This window comes from Rudanella paleaurantiibacter (assembly GCF_009184635.1).
Taxonomy (GTDB): Bacteria; Bacteroidota; Bacteroidia; order Cytophagales; family Spirosomataceae; genus Rudanella; species Rudanella paleaurantiibacter.
This window is the reverse complement of sequence record NZ_WELI01000013.1, coordinates 1-20,108: the sequence shown is the minus strand read 5'-3', so window position 1 is coordinate 20,108 and position 20,108 is coordinate 1. Positions and strand designations below refer to the sequence as shown.

Genomic DNA, 20,108 nt, shown 5'->3' with positions numbered 1-20,108 from the left:
TCGAACAGCCGGTGATTACCTCCACGGTAAACCGGCTGTTTTTGTTTAATTGGCGATTAGAGGTTTACCCGGTTAAGGAAGCTCACAGACCTGCTCTTGACAACGTAAAGCGGCTGGTACTTTAGATCCTCTCACAGCTTCCATCCATCGGTAGACGAACGCTCGAAGACCCCTTTTGTACGTAGGTTGATTTAATTTTTCTACACTGACCTCCTGCTTTCCGGACTTCCGATGCGTGGAAGTAATCATATTACTAACTTTAGGGTAACTTACAGCGATGAAAGGCCTTATTTATTTTAAAATTTTTTATAAACTTTGGGTGTTATAGATATTTTTTTGAAATTGTAGCACAATTCGTTGTTTTCCAGCTTCCATCCCCCTTTGTACTATGGTGCAACCAATTCGAAACGTTATACAATGGGTTGTCAGATTCAGGCTTGCGCTGCTTACGGGTATCGCCTTGACGTCGCTGTTGACGGCCTGTTTCTTCACCACAAACCGAAATACAGGGTCAGTCACTATGACCATGCCCGACGAGGTCGATTATAACTTCCATATTCGGCCCATTCTGTCGGATAATTGCTTTATGTGTCATGGCCCCGACGCCAACAAGCGGGAGGCCAACCTCCGGCTCGACACGGAGGCCGACGCCTATGCCGCCCTGAAGGAAAACCCCAAGATGCACGCGCTGGTACCGGGCGACCCGCTCAAGTCGGCCATCTGGCTGCGCATCACCACCAAAGACACGGCCGATGTGATGCCGCCGGTCAACTCGAACCTGAAGCTGACCGAGCATCAGATTGCCCTGATCGAGAAGTGGATCAAGCAAGGCGCCAAATACAAACCGCACTGGGCCTTTATTGCACCGCAAACCCCCAAGCTGCCTGAAGTTGACGATGAGGATTGGCCCCGCAACGAGATCGACCATTTTACACTGGCCAAAATGACCGAAATGGGGCTGGAACCCAACCCAGAATCGGATAAGGAGCGGCTACTGAAACGCGTATCGCTCGATATTACGGGCCTGCCCCCTTCGCTTGATCTGCAAAAGCGGTTCCTGGCCGATAAGTCAGAGAATGCCTACGAGAAAGTGGTGGATGAACTGCTGAAAAGTCCGCACTACGGGGAAAAAATGGCTCTTCAGTGGCTCGATGTGGCCCGCTACGCCGACTCACACGGGTATCAGGACGATGGCTTGCGGACCATGTGGCCCTGGCGCGACTGGGTGATTCACGCTTTCAATCAGAACTACGGCTACGACAAGTTCCTGACCTGGCAATTGGCGGGTGATTTGCTCCCCAAGGCTACCAAAGAAATGATGCTGGCGACGGGGTTCAACCGGAACCACAAAATCACGCAGGAGGGCGGGGTCATCGACGAGGAGTACCGCATTGAGTACGTCACCGACCGGACCAATACGTTCGGCAAGACGTTTCTGGCCCTGACCTACGAGTGCGCCAAGTGCCACGACCACAAATACGACCCTATCCTGCAAAAGGATTATTACAGCACCTTCGCGTTTTTCAATCAGGTGCCCGAAAAAGGGCTATTCGGAACCATCGACGCTTCCTTTGCCGATCCACCGAACATGAAAATTTCCTCGCAGGACGTGAAAGACATTCTGCGGTTCGTGAATAAAAAAGATACGGCCTCGGTGATGGTGATGGTGATGAAAGATGCCGACACGCTCCGCAAAACGCATATCCTGAGTCGGGGAAATTACGATCAGCCGTCGGAGATTGTCTCGGCCGCCATGCCGACGTTTATCATGCCCTTCGACAAGAAGAAATACCCGCAAAACCGGCTCGGGCTGGCCCGCTGGATGACCGACCCGAAGAACCCCCTCACGGCGCGGGTGTTTGTCAACCGGGTTTGGCAGGAGTTTTTCGGACGGGGTATCGTCAAAACCGTGGGCGACTTCGGGATGCAGGGCGAACTGCCCAGCCACCCCGAGCTGCTCGACTGGCTGGCGGTCGATTTCCGCACGCACAACTGGGATATGAAGCGGCTGGTGAAACAGATTGTTACCTCAGCTACCTACCGGCAGTCGGCCCAGATTACGAAAGATAAACTGGCCAAAGACCCCGAAAACGTGTTTCTCTCGCACGCACCCCGCCTGCGGCTCCCCGCCGAGCTGGTGCGCGATTTGGTACTCACGAGCAGCGGCCTGCTGAACCCCGAAATTGGTGGCCCCAGCGTGAAGCCCTACCAGCCGAAAGGCCTCTGGGAAGTGGCTACGTCGGGCCGGGGCTCGCTGGCGCGGTACGTGCAGGATCACGGCACAGCCCTGTACCGGCGCGGTATGTATGTGTTTATCAAACGCACGGTGCCGCCCCCGTCTATGCTTATGTTCGACGCCAGCAACCGCGATCAGTGCGAGGTGAAACGCTCGCGCACCAACACGCCCCTGCAGGCGCTCGTGATGCTCAACGACCCGATGGTGCTCGAATCGGCGCGGGTGCTGGCCGAGAAACTGATGGTGGAGAAAACCTCAGCCGACCAGAAAATAGAAAAGGCGTTCCGGCAGATCTTGTGCCGCACCCCAAAAGACAAAGAGTTGAAGGTGTTGCAGAAGTACTTTGCCGACGAGAAAACGACGTTCTCGTCTACCCCGAAAAAAGCTGAAAACCTGCTGGCCGTGGGCGAAACGCCCCATGCTACCGTAGCCGATAAACCCGCTACGGCGGCCCTCATGCAAACCCTGTTGATGTTGTACAACCTCGAAGAAACTATCATGCTATGAACGAGTTCATCGAAAATCGTCTGAATGTAAACCGTCGGCATTTTCTGGGGAAAGCAGCCGCCGGGATTGGAAGTCTGGCCCTGGGTTCGTTGCTCGTGCCTGATCTGTTTCGGGGGGGCGATGAGGAGTCAGATGCCCTGCCGCTGGGTATTTCGCACTTTGCGCCCAAAGCCAAGCGGGTAATTTATCTGTTTCAGAACGGGGCTCCCTCGCAGTACGAAAGCTTCGAGTACAAGCCGATGCTCAACAAGCTGGCGGGTCAGGACCTGCCCGATTCGATTCGGAAAGGGCAGCGGCTCACGGGTATGACGGCCAATCAGGCCAAGTTTCCCCTGGTGGGCTCGCACTTTCAGTTCAAGCAATACGGGCAGTCGGGCATGTGGATTAGCGAACTGTTCCCCAACATCGCCAACATCGTGGACGACATCTGTATGATTAAGACCATGAACACGGAGGCCATCAACCACGACCCCGCACTGACGTTCCTGCAAACGGGCGCGCAGCAGGGCAACCGTCCGAGCATGGGCGCGTGGGTGAGTTACGGCCTCGGCAGCGATAACAAAAACCTGCCTGCCTTCTCGGTACTGCTGTCGCGGGGTAAGGGCAACGGGCAGGGTGTGTACTCGAAACTCTGGACCAACGGCTTTTTGGACTCAACCCATCAGGGCGTGGTGTTCAGTAGTGGCGAAGAACCGATTCTGTACCTCAACAACCCCGAAGGCACCGACCGGACCTCGCGCCGGAAAATGCTCGACAACCTCGCCGAGCTGAACAACATGGCGTACGATGATTTTGGCGATCCCGAAATCAAGGCCAAGGTGCAGCAGTACGAAATGGCTTACCGGATGCAAACGGCTGTGCCTGAACTGACCGACCTGAGCAAAGAGCCCGATCACATCATCAAAATGTACGGCCCTGAGTGCCTCGTGCCGGGTACGTTTGCGGCCAACTGTCTGCTGGCCCGCAAGCTCTCCGAAGCCGGGGTGCGGTTTGTACAACTCTACCATCAGGGCTGGGATCAGCACGGGAATATGGTGGGCGAAATGCCCTTGCAGGCTCGCGATACCGACCGGGCGTCGGCGGCCCTGATTACCGACCTCAAACAGCGCGGTCTGCTCGACGAAACGCTCGTGATCTGGGGCGGTGAATTTGGCCGGACGAATTACTCACAGGGTACGGCTACCAAAGATAACTACGGCCGCGACCATCACCCACGGGCCTACTGCACCTGGATGGCCGGCGGGGGCGTAAAACCCGGCACCGTGTACGGCGAAACCGACGAGTTTGGCTACAACGTGGTACGCGACCCGGTCAATATTCACGATTTCCATGCGACGGTGATGCACCTGATGGGCCTCAACCACGAGAAGCTAACCTACAAGCACCTCGGTCGGCGTTACCGCCTGACCGATGTAGCCGGGAAAGTACTGCCGGGCCTGATGGCCTGATAATAGTTGATTATCAAATGGTTGTTTTGATTGTCTATTGCTGACGCACGGCCCTTCGACAGGCTCAGGGTGACACGACACGCCTAACTCAAATCTTGCTTTTGTGACAGCTGCTGATCGTCACCCTGAGCCTGTCGAAGGGCCTTGCGTCAGCAGCTACGCGTTAGCTCCACACTACCACCGAATCCCTCAAGCATTCACTATTTTTACCATGCGTCGTTTTCAGGCGGTTGCCGCCAATGTTCTGTTAGCGTTAAACCTGTTGCTCGTTTTCCTGCTCATTTTTCAGGAAAAAGTAGTCCTGCCGGGCTGGCTGCAACCCGTCGGCCGCATGCACCCTATGCTGTTGCACCTGCCCATTGGGTTGTTGGTGCTGGTTGGGTTGTTGTGGGTATTCCGTAAAGCGTTTGCGGGGGAGGGGGTAGCCCAACTGTTTCGGTTTTTACTGGTGGTTACAGCTCTGTCGGCGGCAACGGCGGCCCTGATGGGCTTTTTTCTGTCGCGGGAGGGCGGCTATACCGATAACCTGCTCAACTGGCATAAGTACACGGGCGTGGGCATGAGTCTGCTGGCCTACGCGTTGGTGGTGCTCAACGAGCGGCCCGAACGCAATAGCCGGTTGTTCGCTCCGGTTCTGGGCCTGAGTACCCTTTGCCTGTTCGTTACGGGGCATTTTGGGGCGAGCCTGACCCACGGCGAAGATTACCTGTTTCCGAACGAAGAAGCCGCGCCGGAAATGGTCTTCACCGACGATACGCCCGTGTTTGTAAGCACCATCGAGCCCATTCTGAAAACCAAATGTTATCAGTGCCATAACGAGCAGAAGCAGAAAGGTGAGTTGCTGATGACCACGCTGGCCGGACTCCTCAAAGGTGGCAAAAATGGCCCCATCTGGGTGGCTGGTGACCCACTTAACAGCCACATGATCCAACGGGCTAACCTGCCGCTGGACGACAAAAAGCACATGCCCCCAAAAGGCAAAACGCAACTTTCGCCCGAGGAGGTAGCCCTGCTGACGGCCTGGATTAAGGCCGGTGCCGATACCAAAAAATCGCTCGGTGCCCTGGCGCAAAACGACCCGTTGCGGGTGTTGGTACAAGCGCACCTGAACGCTGTGCGGGGTGGGGCAGAGGCCGAGGTTGTGGCCTACGATTTCGATGCGGTTTCGGAAGATGCGCTCCAGCAAGTCAATACACCGTTTCGGGTGGTAGTACCGCTGGCCCACGACTCCCCGGCTTTGCAGGCCAGTTTCTTTGTGCGCGAAGCCTACAAGCCCGAACATTTAGCCGAGTTGTCGGCGGTGAAAACCCAGCTTGTGTCGCTCAATTTGACCAATATGCCGGTGCGAGATGAAGATCTGAAAACGGTTGCCGGGTTCGAAAACCTCGAAAAGCTCATTCTGAACAACACCGAGGTGACTGGCAAAACGCTGGCCGATCTGAAAAGCCTACCCAACCTGCGTTCGCTGGCCTTGTCGGGCACAAAAGTGAACAAAGATGCGCTGGCGTCGCTGTCGCAACTGGCCTCACTGAAAGAGGTTTTTGTTTGGAATACCCCGCTCGGTACGGCCGAATTGGCTCAGTTGCAGGGGCAAAACAAGGGTATTCGGTTTGTGGCTGGCTATGTGCCGAGCGATAACGAACGGCTGAAGCTAAACCCGCCGATGTTGGTCAACGAGCAGTTTGTGATAACGGCTCAAACGCCCGTAACCTTTAAGCACCCCTTGCCGGGCGTACAGATTCGGTACACAACCGACGGTTCAGAGCCCGACACGCTTAAATCGCCCGTGTACCAGAAACCGTTTGCCGTCAACGGCTTCACGGTCGTGAAAGCGCGGGCCACCAAAGACAAATGGTACGCGAGCGAACTCGTGGAGTACACCTTCTTTGGGGGGCAACACAAGCCCGACCGTGCCGAGTTGATTAACGAACCCAACCCGCAATACCTCGGCGAAGGCGGCAAAACCCTCATTGACGGCAAAAAAGGCACCATCGAAAATTTCAAGGACGTAGCCTGGCTAGGCTTCCGCGAAAAGCCGTTTGAGGCATTTTTTACCTTCACCCGTCCGGTACCGCTCAAATCGGTGACCATGAGCATCGGCAAAAATACGGGTAGCTACATTATGCCGCCGACCACCGTCGAGGTTTGGGGTGGCCCCGATAAAGCCCATCTGAAACTGATTCAGAAAATTCAGCCCACGCAGCCGCAGAAAGAGGAGTCGGGCCGGATTGAGGGCATTCAGGCCGCTCTGAACGGGGAGAATTGTGCTGTGGTCAAGATTGTGGCCCGGCCGGTTACCAAGCTACCAGCCTGGCATCCGGGCAAGGGTCAACCCGGCTGGGTATTTGTCGACGAGGTATTTTTCAATTGATGCTCGGTAAGATGGGGCAATAAGGGTGAGGTTCCATTAAACAAATGGCCTCATTTGAGCCCATGTTTACACACTATACGTTGCCTCATAGCGCCTAAAGGCGGTTTTGTTACTCGGCAATACATGAACAAAAGTTGAACAAGTATAAACACAAGGGGGCTACGTCGAAACGCAGCCCCCTTGTGTTTTTTAACTATACCTCGGCATCGGCCAGTTCATAGTCGGGCGTAGGCCGACGATTGGGTGCGGTTGGCACCAAAGACCGGCCCGTTTTCAGGCCAATGATAAACCAGGCCAACGCCAGCACACCGGCCGCAAAAACGGTATCGCCCACTACCCGCAACCAGCGCAACAACTGCATGGTGTCGGTTTGCATAAACTCCAATGAGCGCGCGTACCAAAGACCGTGTTCTACGCTGGCCCAGGTTTGCAACAGGCCGATGGGCAGTACACTCAGTAGCACCATCAGGCCCAACCCGATATTGATTGACCAAAACGCAAACCGGATAGTGCCGTCTTTCCAGACCGAACGGGTGTTCATGGCCCGTAGAGAGAACAGCATTAGCCCGATTCCCAAAATTCCGTACACACCAAACAGTGCCGTGTGACCGTGTACAGGGGTGGTGTTTAACCCCTGCATGTAGTACAGGGCAAGCGGTGGGTTGATGATGAACCCAAACAGGCCGGCCCCGACCAGATTCCAGAACGCAACTGCTACGAAACAGTAAATAGGCCATTTGTACGCCTGAATCCAGGGTGTTGAGCGGCTGATTTTGAGATTTGCGTAGGCTTCAAAACCCAGCAGCACCAGCGGCACTACCTCCAGGGCGCTAAACGTAGCACCGAGGGCCATCACAGAGGTGGGTGTACCGCTAAAATAAAGGTGGTGGCAGGTGCCGATTATCCCCCCAAAGAGAAAGATAATGGTTGAAAACAACACCTGACTCGTGGCACTCTGAATACGCAGTAAACCCAGTCGCACAAACAAGAACGCGATAACCACCGTGGCAAATACCTCGAAAAAGCCTTCAACCCAGAGGTGTACCACCCACCACCGCCAGTATTCGGCAATGGCGAGGTTCGTTTGTCGACCCCACATCAGTCCCGCGCCGTAGAAAGCCGCAATGGCAATAGACGAAATAAGGAACAACGTCAGCAAATGGCGACTTTCGGCCGGGCGTCCGTCAGCATCGGGTTTGAGCGCAGGCCAGATGGCGCGACCCATCAGAAACAGCCACAGAAACAAACCTACCAAGAGGAAAATCTGCCAGAACCGGCCAATATCGACGTATTCGTACCCCTGATGCCCGAACCAGAAATTCTCAACCAGCCCCAGTTTCTGCATCACCCCAAACCACTGACCTGCCAGTGAACCCACCACAATGACCAGCAGGGCACCGAACAGAAAATTAACACCCAGTCGTTGGAATTTGGGCTCAACCCCCGATACGGCCGGGGCAATAAACAGACCTGTAGCCAGCCACGAGGTAGCAATCCAGAAAATAGCCAGTTGTACGTGCCAGCTGCGCGAAACAGCGTAGGGGAGGTACTCCGCAAGCGGAAACCCAAAGAACCCTTGCCCCTCAACGCCGAAGTGCGCCGTTATACCGCCAAGGCCCACCTGCACCACCAGTAGGGCTGTCACAATCCAGAAGTATTTCTCGGTGGCCCGCATAGATGGCGTCGCAACAAGGCCCAGAAGCGGGTCTCGTTTGGGCAGAAAACCCGGTTCCAGGGTGTCTTCGGGCGTGGAGGCATGGTGCCATACCAGTAAACCAATGCCCGCCAGAAGAACAATTACGCTGAAGCCGGTCCAGAATACGAGATCGGTGCTTGGCTTGTTGCCAACCAGTTCTTCCGATGGCCAGTTGTTGGTGTAGCTAATGGTTTCGTTCGGACGCTGCGTAACACAGGCCCACGACGCCCAGAAGAAAAAGGCGTTGAGCTGCCGCATCCGGGCGGGGTCTTTCACACTGTTTTCCGGTATTGCGTACGCATCCCGATGACTGGCCAACGCCTTGTCGTTCATAAACAGTCCGGTATAATACTGGCTGTTTGCGGATACGGCCTCTGCCCGAACCCCGGCAACCGTGAGGGTGGCCGTTGGCTGGTTAAAAGTGTTTTTGCGGAGCAACTGCTGTAAGCGTATTTTGAGGGCGGCCTGTGTTTCGGCATCGGCTGCGGCAAATGGTTTGCCTTTGGCTACCTGCGCCCAGCTGTCCAGAATGTACGTGGCTTCACGGTGCAGCCAGTCGGCGGTCCAGTCGGGGGCAACGTAGGCACCGTGCCCCCAGATTGAGCCTACGGCATGGCCCCCAATCGACTGCCACACGTTTTGTCCGTTGCGGATATCCTCGCCGGTGAATAAAACCCGGCCGTCGGGTGTCACTACTTTATCAGGAATGGGCGGAGCCTGCCGGTAAATCTCTGCGCCAAAATAGCCAAGTACGGCAAAAGAGCCCACCATGACCAGAATGAACCCCCACCATAATTTTCGATACTGCATGATTGAATCGATTAAAAAAAGAAAATAAGGTCTTTTATTCTGCAAATCTGACCGAAAAAGCCCTGAGCAGATAGGGTATTTATCAGGCGTTTGCCTGACTCTGCTCAGGGAATGGTCAACGGATCGTTAAGGAGTGTAGTCGTTGTTGGGCATCGGCTAATCCGAGGGCAAAGGCATCCCGGTCGGAGGGCGATGGTAACTCGTCGGCCAGATGGCTGTAGTACGCAATGCCCTCGGCCAGATTTTTAGCGAACTCGCGGCAGTACGTTGCCCGTTTGGTGTCTTCCGGCCGTAGTTCGTTCAATTGCTCGGCCAGGTAGTTGAGGTACTGCGTCAGTTCGTTCAGAAACATATGCGGCCGGTTGCGGTCCGAAATCAGGTCTGTACGCCCGTAAATGTGGTCGGTCATGGTCTGCAACGAAACCACCCGCGAAAAATAGGCAATGTTGGGGCCGGGGCAAATCGTGACACTCGACCGATTTTTTACGAACGGTGTACCATATACGTGCGTCACGGAGTTGCTCAAACCCACACACAGACATTCTTTTTCGAGCACGTCGGCGGCTTGTTTTTGGTATGCATCCGGGTTGAGGTTGAGGGTAGCCAGTTGCGCGAGTTTTTGCTTCTGATACACACGCGAGGCCATGCAGATGGGCTGCTCCGTAAACTCGGTGTTTGTAATCAGGTGTTTTTCGGTGCACGGGCTGCCGGGTTTACCCCGACCGATACGGGCCAGCTTTTCCCGTTCCGAACTGGTGCCTTTGAGGTAATAAAACCGAACTCCCAGGGGCGAGGCTTTGCTCAGCACTACGTCGGTTTCGCGGGCCCCACACAGTCTGTTCAACGTGGGTTCGTCTACGGTAGTCGCTTCGGGCACCAGCAGAAAAGGCGTACCCCAACCGGTACTGTCCACGTCGTAAAGCCGGTGCAGGAGGTCGGCCTCGGCTGGTGTGCCGATACCCCCCTGCACGGTTATTCGGAGCGGGTGCGGCTCCGCAAAGGTCTGTTTTCCTTTTTGGGTCAACGCCTGTGTGTACAGCCCAAACAGAGCGTCGGTCAGTTCGGCTTTGCGGGCTTTGAACTCGGCCAGAATAGGACCGAGCAAAAAGCCGTCGGTAGCAAAGGCGTGCCCTCCGCAGTTCAGCCCCGATTCAATGCGGAACTCGCTCACCCAGATTCCTTTTTTGGCGAGGTACTTTCCCTGAATCAGCGCCGAACGGTAATCGCTCACTTTAATGACCACTTTTTTCGGAAACTCACCCAAACCCGTGGCTTCAAAGGCTGGCAGTGATTCGAGGTAGTTGAACAGACGCGGATTCAGGCCAGCCGAAAAAATAACCGACGAGTTGGTAAGTGTGCTGTTGGCGTACCCGCGCAGGGCCGTCACGGCATCGGAGCCATTTTCGCGCACTGCCCCCGACGCGTCGACATTGTTCTTGTCGACCTTTGTCATGATGTTGACATCAATGCTGCCGGGCCGAATCTGCTGCCGAAGCCACGTTTGTAATCCGTGTTTATCCGTTCCGGGCTCCAGTTGCAGCATTTGCCGGTACTGGCTCTTGAGAAAACTATCGTCGGGGAGCATCTCAAAATACCGCACCAGCTCCGAGCCGGCATCGAATGCGGCTTGTTTGAGGGTATTGACCCCGTCCTGCACCAGTCGGTCGACCAGATTAAGGTAATCCGTAACCCGGCGGGCCCGGTAGTCATCTTCGCGGTCGCTGATCGGGATATACGGCTCCTTCAACTGGCCATAATAATACTGCCGCATGGTTTCGAGCAGCCGGTCTTCGATAATGGACATCACTGACGAAATACCGAATCGAGCAACTTTAATCGGTGTATCGACGGTAAACGCCAGCCCCATAACCGGTATGTGAAACCGGTGTACTGGAATTGTCATGATGGAAATAGTAAAGGTGAACGCAGTTGAGCAACGTAAGGGCTACTACTTGGCCGGGGGCAAAATGACTTTGTCGATGATGTGCACAATGCCGTTTGAAGCCTTTACTGTTCCGACAATGTTGGCATCGTTGATTTTGTACTTGCCATCTTTCACGCTGATGGTGGCGTCGCCCCCGTTGACCTGATTGATTTTCTGGCCATCCTGGAGGTTTTCGAGCGGATACCCCGCCACTGATACGTGGTATTGCAGAATATCGGCCAGTTTTTCTTTGTTTTCGGGCTTGAGCAAATCATCAACGGTACCGGCGGGCAGGGCGTCGAAGGCCGCGTTGGTTGGTGCAAAAACGGTAAACGGCCCGGCATTGGAGAGCGCATCAACCAGCCCGGCGGTTTGTACGGCCTTTACCAGCGTGGTGTGGTCGGGCGAGCCGGCGGCTACTTTCACCACGTCTTTCTGAGAGTCGTCGTCTTGTACGGCCGATTGCCCGGCAACCGTAGCCGTCGTTTCCTGCCCGGTATCTGTGTTTTGTGTGGTCGATTCGGTGTTGCATCCCAGCAAGGCGCTGGTAATGAGTAAGGTAATGAATGGGGTTTTCATAAAAGTACGGTTTGGTAATTGGTGAATGTGAATCGGTCAGGTCGATTCGCCAAAGCTTTTGGGGAGTCGGCTCAGCACCGACTCGCCCTGCTGAACATGTTCGACCATTTCCTCCACGCTCAACCCGTGGAGGGTATCATAAAGCGAATCCCGAAACGTGACCACATGCGAGTGCAGCGGGCACGGGTTATGGCTGTCGCATTCGGGAAGACCCAGAAAACACCGCCGAAACATGCCGAGCCCGTCGATAGCGTCTACCACGTCGATGATAGGCGTGTGCAGGGTTCGGTCGTTAATGTAGAAGCCGCCGTTAGGGCCTTTGGTGGAGCTGATAATGTCGCGCCGAACCAGTCCCTGCATAATTTTACCCAGGAAAGGTTGCGGTACGCCCAGCTCTTCCGCAAGCTCATGAATGCCAATTTTGTGATGTTCCGAGCTTTTGAGGGCCAGATACACCAGCCCGCGTATTGCGTAGCCACATGTTTTTGAAATCATGGTTGTCAAGAATGAATGGTGAATAGGAGAAACCGTACATTTTGAATTGTAAAACAAAACAGAAAAAAAGATACGACTCTCTTTTTGCTTCCATTTTTATTCGACAACCCGGCTGTAGTTGCCCTCCAGGGCCAGTGCTTTCGGAAAAAGGATGTTGTTTTCGAGGTGAATGTGCCGCATTAGGTCGTTTTCCAATTCTTCCATTTTTGCCAGCATGAGCCGGTGCGAGTTGCAGGCGTCGGTCGGGGGCGTGTAGTCGTTGGTGATTTCGCGGAGTTGCGCCAGCAGCGAGCCGGCATAGCTGTGTTCGTGCTCCATACAATCGATGGGTGCTTTGAGCGAAACGGCTTGCCCGCCAAAGGCGGCCGAGGGGTCTGTTTGACCGTTGATGAGTTTACGGATAAACGGAAACAGAGCTATTTCTTCTTTTTTCAGGTGCGACAGCAAGTCGTCTTTCAGTTCGGTAAACACCTGCCGAACCACCAACAGCGTGGGGTTGTAGACGCCGTGTTTATTGGCCACTTTCACCACCAGCTCCTCAATAAACGGGAGGTTCTGGTACAGGTACGCGTGGTGAACGTTGAGGATGTAATCGGCCAGAAAGCCCAGTTCCCACTCATCGAACCGTTCGGAGCCCAGGCGGTTACCCGTGGGGAGTTGGCTCAGTTTATCGAGCACGGTATCAACCGAGACCTCGGCCCGCGCACAGGCATCGGCAAGGGTCCGTTTGCCATTGCAGCAAAAATCAATGCCTAATCGTTTGAATACTTCGGCCGCCCGAATATCGTCGGCTACCAATTGCCCAACGGTAACAGTCGAGGCATTAAATGCAGAAATCGTTTCCATGAGATTCTATCTATAAAGGATGCGCGACGAGCGTACCCACATCGCGAATTCGGGAATAAAGATATAGAGGTCTTTTATTCTGAATCCTGACATCAATCTCACGGCAACCTGACTTTTGTCATGCATTGGGCGTATAGACTCCCGTTGCTTTGTCGAAGAATAGAGGATGCGAAAATCTTTTATTGGATTAACAGAAACCAAACCAGATTAATCATGAAACGATCCATTACAACGGCACTGCTGGCGCTCACCGTCGGGTGGTACGGCTGCTCGGATGGTGCACAGCAACGGGCTCAGGAGGCCCCCACCGATCCGGCCGAGACAGTGGCGCAGGAAGAGGTGCACGGTAGTGAAGTGAAGGCCATCAGTCTGACTAATCCCCTCGATAAGGCTATGGTAAGCAGTGGCAAAAGTATTTACGATGTGAAATGCGGCTCGTGCCACAAGCTGGACGAAACGAAGCTGGTAGGGCCCGGCTGGAAAGACGTAACCAAACGGCGGAAGCCTGAGTGGATCATGAACATGATTCTGAACGTGGACATGATGCTCGAAAAAGACCCCGAAGCCCAGAAGATGCTCGAACAGTGCCTGGTTCGGATGCCCAACCAAAACCTGAGCGAGTCTGATGCCCGCGCCGTACTGGAATTTATGCGCTCAAACGACGGAGAGAAATAACGAACCGATACCCCCTCCACTAACGACCAAGACAATGAAACGTACTATTGTTGCCGTAGCCGCCCTGGCCGCTCTCGGCCTTCACTTAACCAGCTGTAAGCCCAAAGATGCGGGTTCGGCTGTATCGGGCGATGCCGCCCAGAAAGTTTACGTCACCCCCGGACAGCACGACGAGTTTTACAACATCGTGTCGGGCGGGTTCAACGGGCAGATGTCCGTATATGGGTTACCGTCAGGGCGGATGTTCAAGATCATTCCCGTGTTTTCGACCTTCCCCGAAAACGGCTGGGGCTACAGCGAGGAAACCAAACCGATGCTGAACACCTCGCACGGCTACATTCCGTGGGATGATTTACACCACATTTCGCTCTCGCAAACCAAAGGCGAGCATGATGGCCGGTGGGCCTTTGGCAATGCCAACAACACCCCGCGCGTGGCCCGGATCAGCCTGTCGACGTTCCGTACCGATGAAATTATCGAACTCCCCAACTCGGGCGGTAATCACTCATCGCCGTTTATCACCGAAAATACCGAGTACGTGGTGGCTTCAACCCGGTTTTCGGTGCCACCCGATAATGATGGCGATATGCCCATCAGCTCGTTCAAGAAGAACTTTAAGGGGTACATCAGCTTTATCAGCGTCGACCCGCAGTCGGGTCATATGGGTATCAAGTTTCAGCTGAAAATGCCGGGTATCAGCTTCGACCTGGCGCGGGCTGGCAAGGGCAAATCGCACGGCTGGTTCTTCTTCTCCTGCTACAATACCGAGCAGGCAAGCACCCTGCTGGAGGTGAACGCGTCGCAGAAAGACAAAGACTTTATTCTGGCGGTAAACTGGAAAAAGGCCGAAGAATACCTGAAACAGGGCAAAGGCAAGAAAGTGGCGGCCAAATACGCCCACAATCTGTACGACGAAAAAACGCACTCGGCCACGTCGACCATCATTAATGAGGTGATGACCCTCGACCCGAAAGAATGCCCCGGCCTGGTGTATTTTATGCCATGCCCCAAATCGCCCCACGGTTGCGATGTTGACCCCACCGGCGAATTTATTGTGGGCTCAGGCAAGCTGGCGGCTGTGATTCCGGTGTTTTCGTTCGACAAAATTCAGAAGGCGATTGCGGGCAAAACCTACGACGGCGAGTTTGATGGGATTCCGGTGCTGAAATACGAAAGCGTGCTGTACGGCGAAGTACAAAAGCCGGGCCTTGGGCCACTGCACACCGAATTTGACGGACAGGGCAACGCCATTACTTCGTTCTTCGTATCGTCGGAGCTGGTGAAATGGAACATCAAAGACCTGAAAGTGCTGGACCGCGTGCCAACGTACTACTCGGTGGGTCACTTGTCGATTCCCGGTGGGCCAACCAGCAAGCCGCACGGCAAATATGTAGTGGCTTACAACAAAATTACGAAAGACCGCTACCTGCCCACCGGCCCCGAACTGACGCAGTCGGCGCAGTTGTACGACATTTCGGGCGACAAGATGAAGCTCCTGCTCGACTTCCCCACCGTGGGCGAACCGCACTATGCTGAGTCGATCCCGGCGAGTTTGCTGGAGAAAAACTCGAAGAAAATCTTCAAGATTGAGGAGAACGGCCACAAATACGCGGCCAAAGGCGAGAAAGAAGCCAAAGTGGTGCGTGAGGGTAATCAGGTACACGTGTACATTACGGCCATCCGCTCGCACTTTACCCCGGACAATATCGAGGGCGTAAAACTGGGCGACGAGGTGTATTTCCACGTCACAAACCTGGAGCAGGATTGGGATATTCCGCACGGCTTTGCGGTGAAAGGCAGCAACAACGCCGAAATCCTGATTATGCCCGGCGAAACGCAGACGCTCAAGTGGGTACCGAGCCGGGTGGGCATTACACCTATCTACTGCACCGATTTCTGCTCGGCACTGCACCAGGAAATGCAGGGATACGTGCGGGTGTCGGCCAAGGGTAGCAATGTTCCGCTGACGTTCAGTACGGGTAAAACAGCCGCTCCTGAGGCCGAAAAAGTCGCTAAAAAGTAAAGCCATTACCCTTTCCCAACGCTGCATGGAATGCGGTGCTGTTATTCCGACCGGTCGGCAGGCTGGTCGGAATAACAAAATAACCCTCATCCTTGTGGCAAACCAATAAGTTATGAAAACGACATCCCGCTTCGCCGTCCTATTGGCTTCTCTTTCGCTCATAGGTACGTACTTTTTGCCCCTTTGGCGCATCGACCTCTGGGCTCCGCAATACCCGGAGGGGCTGGTTATGAAAATCTGGCTGAACAAGCTGTCGGGCGATGTGGAGGTCATCAATGGCCTGAATCACTACATCGGCATGGCGCACATTAAAGAGGAAATGTTTCCCGAGTTTACGTACATGCCGTGGCTGGTGGGGGCGTTTATCGGGTTTGGGTTGCTGACGGCCGCGCTCCGAAACCGCGTGTTACTGCTGACCAATCTGGTGTTGTTTGTGGGGGCAGGTGTACTGGCCCTGTACGATTTCTGGAAATGGGGCTACGAATACGGGCATAATCTGGACCCCAAAGCGCCTATTCAGGTGCCGGGCATGGCGTATCAGCCACCGGTGATTGGCTACAAGGCGCTGCTCAACTTCGGTGCGTATTCGGTGCCGGATGTGGGCGGTTGGATTTTCATCCTGGCGGGCCTGCTGGTAGCGGGTGCCACCGCCTGTGAGTGGTATTTATGCAAAAAAAGCCCCTCGGTAAACGTAAAAGGCGGTTTTCGTCAGGGAGCCGTGGCCACGGGTATTCTGCTGGCTGGCCTGATTATGCAAGGTTGCGAGGTGAAACCCGAACCGATTCGGTACGGGCATGATGCCTGCGCCCACTGCAAAATGACGATCGTTGATCCGAAGTTTGCGGCCCAATTCGTCACGCAGAAAGGTCGGTCGTTTACCTTCGATGATGTAGCCTGCATGGCGCATTATCTGGCCGAAAACGAAGTCGCCGACGCCGACCTGGCCTTTGTGCAGGTAGATAACTACCACAAACCGGGTTCGCCCATCGACGTCCGCGAAGCCGCCTTCGTTCAGGGCGAACAGTACCGGAGCCCTATGGCGGGCAACCTGGCCGCTTTTCCCAAAGCCGACGGTAAACCCGGCCGGAGCTGGCAAGAGGTGAAGAAGATGTTTGGGGACAGTGAACAGTGAACAATGTCTTTGGGCTTGGTAATCAAGTGTTTCTCTTCTGGACGACTTGACGTTTAAAGTGCTCATTACTTATCGCTCCTTACTCATCGTTTCTTACTCCTCACTCCATGAAGCTGCTGCGTTACGTTTTGCTATTGTTGTTTCCGTTGCTGGCATCGGCCCGGACGGTGGTTGTTGGCCCGAGCGGGCCTGTGCATACCATTCGGCAGGGGTTGGCCCAGGCGGCTCCGTTTGATACGCTCTTGATTCAGAAGGGGCTGTACCGCGAAATAAACCTGATGGTCGATAAGCCGCTGGTGATTTTGGGACAGAATTACCCGGTTGTCGATGGAGAGAAAAAAGGGGAAATTTTCACCATTCGGGCGGCCGATGTCACGGTGCAGGGGCTGGAGCTTCGCAACGTTGGGCGGACGAGTACCATTGACTGGGCCGCCGTAAAAATCCTGTCGACCCGGCGTGTGCGCGTGGTTGGCAACCGAATCCGAAACGCGTATTTCGGGGTGTATATGTCGGCTTCGGACAACTGTCTGGTGCGGCAGAACGACATTGCCGGGAGCCCGCAGGAAGAACAAACCACCGGCAACGCCATTCATGCCTGGAAGTGTGACAGCCTGACTATTCTGAACAACCATATTCGGGGACACCGCGACGGTATCTATTTTGAGTTTGTTACGCACTCCACCATTCGCCAAAACTACAGTCATGGCAATATTCGCTACGGGCTGCACTTTATGTTTTCGCACGAAAACAGCTACTTCTACAACACCTTCCGCGAGAATGGCGCGGGCGTGGCCGTGATGTACACCCGCAAGGTGATTATGCGCCACAACCACTTTGAACAGAACTGGGGCAGCGCGGCTTATGGTCTGCTGCTGAAAGACATATCCGACAGTCAGATTGAGCAGAATACCTTCCGCAAAAACACCGTGGGTATTCACATGGAAGGTACCAGCCGAATCAACTGCCGCAACAACCGCCTGACCGAAAACGGCTGGGGAATGCGGATTCAGGCGAGCTGCAACGATAATGTGTTCAGCCAGAATACGTTCATTGCCAATACGTTCGACGTAGCGACCAACGGCACTACGGTGTTTAACACCTTCGACCGAAACTACTGGGACAAGTACGAAGGCTACGACCTCAACCGCGATGGACGGGGCGATGTGCCCTACCACCCGGTCAGTCTGTACTCCATGATTATTGAGCAGATGCCGCATGGTGTGGTGCTCCTACGCAGCTTTATTGTAACCCTCCTCGACCGGGCCGAAAAGGTAATACCGAGCCTGACGCCCGAAGCGCTGGTCGATGCCAACCCTCTGATGAAACAACCATGATTACCGTAACCAAACTCGAAAAATCGTACGGTCGGCTGAAGGTTTTACAACCGCTTTCGGCGACGTTTCAGGCCGAGCAGGCCGTGTCGCTCATTGGCCCTAACGGGTCGGGAAAGACCACGTTTATCAAGTCGATTTTGGGGTTGGTGGTGCCCGATGCCGGTGAAATCAGCTTTCTGGGCGAGCCGATCCGGGGTGGGTGGCAGTACCGGCGCGACATTGGCTACATGCCGCAGATTGGCCGATACCCCGACAATATGAAGATTCGGCAGGTGTTTGCAATGATGAAAGATTTGCGGGGCACCAACCAAAGCCCGGCGCAGAGCAACTACCTCGACGAAGAGCTGATTCGGGCGTTTGGCTTACCGGCGCTTTTCGACAAAACAATGCAGTCGCTATCGGGCGGGACGCGCCAGAAAGTAAGCGCCTGCCTGGCCTTTTTGTTCGACCCGAAAGTGCTTATCCTCGACGAACCAACCGCTGGTCTCGACCCGCTGGCGTCGGAGATTCTGAAAGACAAAATCCTGAAAGAAAAAGCCAAAGGCAAGCTGATCCTGATTACGTCGCACGTGCTGAGTGACCTCGACGAGCTTACCACCGATGTCATGTATTTGCAGGACGGTCAGTTGCAGTTTTTCAAGCCCGTCGAATGGCTTCAAGACATTACCGGCGAGGTCAAGCTGGGTCGGGCGATAGCGAGCATCATGTCTAATGAGCGAAAGAGCGAACGCGTGAACGAGTGATTTCGCTTCAGCATGATACCCCACATACGTTCCCGCTCTTGTTAACTCATTCGCTCATTCACTCAATTTCGCCCAATCACTCAATATGAACAAGGTCATCAAATACGTTTGGCTCGACATTCTGCAAAATCGGATTGTGCTTGCCTACACGGTGTTTCTGCTGGTGGTATCGGCCACGCTATTCGGCATGGAAAGCAATGCGAGCAAAGGGCTGATGAGCCTGCTCAACATTGTGCTGATGGTGGTGCCGCTCATCAGCCTCATTTTTACGACTATTCACTTTTACAACTCCTACGAGTTTATCGAGCTGTTGCTGGCCCAACCCATCAACCGGAGCAAGCTGCTCCTGAGCGAATTTGCGGGGGTAGCTTCGTCGCTGGTAACGGCATTTCTGGTGGGCGTTGGTGGTCCGGTACTGCTGTATGCCCCCGGTTCAACCGGTGCCGCCCTGCTGGCTGCGGGTGTTGCGCTCACACTGGTTTTTGTGGCGTTGGCGTTTCTGGCTTCGGTTTGCACCCGCGACAAAGCCAAGGGCATTGGTCTGGCTCTGCTCATCTGGTTTTATTTCGGGCTGCTGTACGACGGGCTTGTGCTCACCATCCTCTTTAGTTTCAGCGACTACCCCCTCGAAAAAGCCATGCTCGTGCTGACGACACTCAACCCCGTTGACCTGGCCCGGATTTTTATCATGTTGCAAATGGATGTGTCGGCCCTGATGGGTTACACGGGGGCTTTGTATCAGGAGTTTTTCGGCAGTATGACCGGTTCGTTGTACGCACTGGGGGTGATGTTGGTTTGGGCGGTGGTGCCGGTATGGCTGGCCGTTCGGGTGTTTGCCAAGAAAGACCTGTAGGGTTGGTTTGGCTGGTGAGATGGGAAGGCTATTAGGACTAATGTGGCATTTTATCCTACAGCGGCCCGGTCCTTCGTCGGCATGAAAAACTAACGTTAACGCGAACTATGAGATTTCTTCTGGGAAAGGATCTCGATTAACAGCAAGTTGGAAAAAAGCTGGCGCACAGCCCTTCGACAGGCTCAGCGTGACGGACAAATAGAACCAAATTAGCCAATTAGACTCAAGTTCTAAGTCGCCCTGAGTTTGTCAAAACGGTGTATGCCAGTGTTTTGTGACATGAAAAATGTAGCTGTTCGTGTTAACGAACTAGAGTGTGTGGACAATTAGGATAAACTTACCCAATCCTACGATCTTTGTGGCATGAGACGCTATGAGATCACCGAGCAGGAATGGACTAAAATCACCCCTCTTCTACCAGGACAGGCAGGCTCAG

Annotated in this window: 14 protein-coding genes; 9 read left to right on the top strand and 5 right to left on the bottom strand. The window is 54.4% G+C overall.

The window, feature by feature from the left end:
* The first annotated feature begins 388 nt into the window (after positions 1-388).
* The 3 genes from F5984_RS23245 (at position 389) to F5984_RS23235 (ending at position 6,562) form a co-directional block, all read left to right on the top strand.
* Entirely contained in the window at positions 389-2,743 is a 2,355-nt protein-coding gene (locus F5984_RS23245) for a PSD1 and planctomycete cytochrome C domain-containing protein (RefSeq protein ID WP_152126618.1), read from the top strand.
* Entirely contained in the window at positions 2,740-4,191 is a 1,452-nt protein-coding gene (locus tag F5984_RS23240) for a DUF1501 domain-containing protein (protein ID WP_152126617.1), read from the top strand. Before F5984_RS23245 ends, F5984_RS23240 begins: the two co-directional genes overlap by 4 nt.
* A gap of 211 nt (positions 4,192-4,402) precedes the next feature.
* Positions 4,403-6,562 (top strand): c-type cytochrome domain-containing protein, encoded by a 2,160-nt coding sequence (locus tag F5984_RS23235; RefSeq protein WP_152126616.1) that lies wholly within the window; start codon positions 4,403-4,405, stop codon positions 6,560-6,562.
* Between the two features lie 193 nt (positions 6,563-6,755).
* Here the strand turns inward: F5984_RS23235 and F5984_RS23230 are convergent, their stop codons facing one another.
* From F5984_RS23230 to ric, 5 genes are all read right to left on the bottom strand, one after another.
* On the bottom strand, positions 6,756-9,068 hold the full coding sequence (locus F5984_RS23230; RefSeq protein WP_152126615.1) for a nitric-oxide reductase large subunit: 2,313 nt from the start codon (positions 9,066-9,068) through the stop codon (positions 6,756-6,758).
* 115 nt (positions 9,069-9,183) lie between these two features.
* Positions 9,184-10,971: a hypothetical protein gene (locus F5984_RS23225; protein WP_152126614.1), complete on the bottom strand. Its 1,788-nt coding sequence runs from the start codon at positions 10,969-10,971 to the stop codon at positions 9,184-9,186.
* Between the two features lie 45 nt (positions 10,972-11,016).
* The gene (locus F5984_RS23220) at positions 11,017-11,571 is read right to left on the bottom strand and encodes a fasciclin domain-containing protein (protein WP_152126613.1); all 555 of its coding nucleotides are present in this window, start codon (positions 11,569-11,571) and stop codon (positions 11,017-11,019) included.
* Positions 11,572-11,607: 36 nt separating this feature from the next.
* Complete coding sequence (locus tag F5984_RS23215) at positions 11,608-12,066, bottom strand: RrF2 family transcriptional regulator (RefSeq protein ID WP_152126612.1); 459 nt, start codon at positions 12,064-12,066, stop codon at positions 11,608-11,610.
* A 96-nt stretch (positions 12,067-12,162) separates the two neighbouring features.
* A complete protein-coding gene (gene ric, locus F5984_RS23210; RefSeq protein WP_152126611.1) occupies positions 12,163-12,912 on the bottom strand; it encodes an iron-sulfur cluster repair di-iron protein in 750 nt (249 codons plus the stop codon).
* Between the two features lie 213 nt (positions 12,913-13,125).
* On the opposite strand from ric, the gene F5984_RS23205 reads away from it, so the two are divergent.
* From F5984_RS23205 to F5984_RS23180, 6 genes are all read left to right on the top strand, one after another.
* Complete coding sequence (locus F5984_RS23205) at positions 13,126-13,587, top strand: c-type cytochrome (RefSeq protein ID WP_152126610.1); 462 nt, start codon at positions 13,126-13,128, stop codon at positions 13,585-13,587.
* 34 nt (positions 13,588-13,621) lie between these two features.
* On the top strand, positions 13,622-15,610 hold the full coding sequence (gene nosZ / locus F5984_RS23200) for a Sec-dependent nitrous-oxide reductase (RefSeq protein ID WP_152126609.1): 1,989 nt from the start codon (positions 13,622-13,624) through the stop codon (positions 15,608-15,610).
* A 112-nt stretch (positions 15,611-15,722) separates the two neighbouring features.
* Positions 15,723-16,742: a nitrous oxide reductase accessory protein NosL gene (locus F5984_RS23195; protein ID WP_152126608.1), complete on the top strand. Its 1,020-nt coding sequence runs from the start codon at positions 15,723-15,725 to the stop codon at positions 16,740-16,742.
* 107 nt (positions 16,743-16,849) lie between these two features.
* A complete protein-coding gene (locus F5984_RS23190; protein ID WP_152126607.1) occupies positions 16,850-18,076 on the top strand; it encodes a nitrous oxide reductase family maturation protein NosD in 1,227 nt (408 codons plus the stop codon).
* Positions 18,073-18,819 (top strand): ABC transporter ATP-binding protein, encoded by a 747-nt coding sequence (locus F5984_RS23185; RefSeq protein ID WP_152126606.1) that lies wholly within the window; start codon positions 18,073-18,075, stop codon positions 18,817-18,819. The genes F5984_RS23190 and F5984_RS23185 overlap by 4 nt, the downstream gene beginning before the upstream one ends.
* Positions 18,820-18,904: 85 nt before the next feature.
* Positions 18,905-19,672 carry an ABC transporter permease subunit gene (locus F5984_RS23180; RefSeq protein WP_152126605.1) on the top strand — a complete coding sequence of 256 codons (768 nt, stop codon included), beginning with the start codon at positions 18,905-18,907 and terminating at the stop codon, positions 19,670-19,672.
* Positions 19,673-20,108: the final 436 nt, after the last annotated feature.

Coding starts and splice junctions, on each gene's coding strand:
- F5984_RS23235 (WP_152126616.1), top strand. CDS start 4,403: ATGCGTCGTTTTCAGGCGGTTGCCGCCAATGTTCTGTTAGCGTTAAAC.
- F5984_RS23240 (WP_152126617.1), top strand. CDS start 2,740: ATGAACGAGTTCATCGAAAATCGTCTGAATGTAAACCGTCGGCATTTT.
- F5984_RS23245 (WP_152126618.1), top strand. CDS start 389: ATGGTGCAACCAATTCGAAACGTTATACAATGGGTTGTCAGATTCAGG.
- F5984_RS23205 (WP_152126610.1), top strand. CDS start 13,126: ATGAAACGATCCATTACAACGGCACTGCTGGCGCTCACCGTCGGGTGG.
- F5984_RS23215 (WP_152126612.1), bottom strand. CDS start 12,066: ATGATTTCAAAAACATGTGGCTACGCAATACGCGGGCTGGTGTATCTG.
- ric (WP_152126611.1), bottom strand. CDS start 12,912: ATGGAAACGATTTCTGCATTTAATGCCTCGACTGTTACCGTTGGGCAA.
- F5984_RS23180 (WP_152126605.1), top strand. CDS start 18,905: ATGAACAAGGTCATCAAATACGTTTGGCTCGACATTCTGCAAAATCGG.
- F5984_RS23195 (WP_152126608.1), top strand. CDS start 15,723: ATGAAAACGACATCCCGCTTCGCCGTCCTATTGGCTTCTCTTTCGCTC.
- F5984_RS23230 (WP_152126615.1), bottom strand. CDS start 9,068: ATGCAGTATCGAAAATTATGGTGGGGGTTCATTCTGGTCATGGTGGGC.
- F5984_RS23225 (WP_152126614.1), bottom strand. CDS start 10,971: ATGACAATTCCAGTACACCGGTTTCACATACCGGTTATGGGGCTGGCG.
- nosZ (WP_152126609.1), top strand. CDS start 13,622: ATGAAACGTACTATTGTTGCCGTAGCCGCCCTGGCCGCTCTCGGCCTT.
- F5984_RS23190 (WP_152126607.1), top strand. CDS start 16,850: ATGAAGCTGCTGCGTTACGTTTTGCTATTGTTGTTTCCGTTGCTGGCA.
- F5984_RS23185 (WP_152126606.1), top strand. CDS start 18,073: ATGATTACCGTAACCAAACTCGAAAAATCGTACGGTCGGCTGAAGGTT.
- F5984_RS23220 (WP_152126613.1), bottom strand. CDS start 11,571: ATGAAAACCCCATTCATTACCTTACTCATTACCAGCGCCTTGCTGGGA.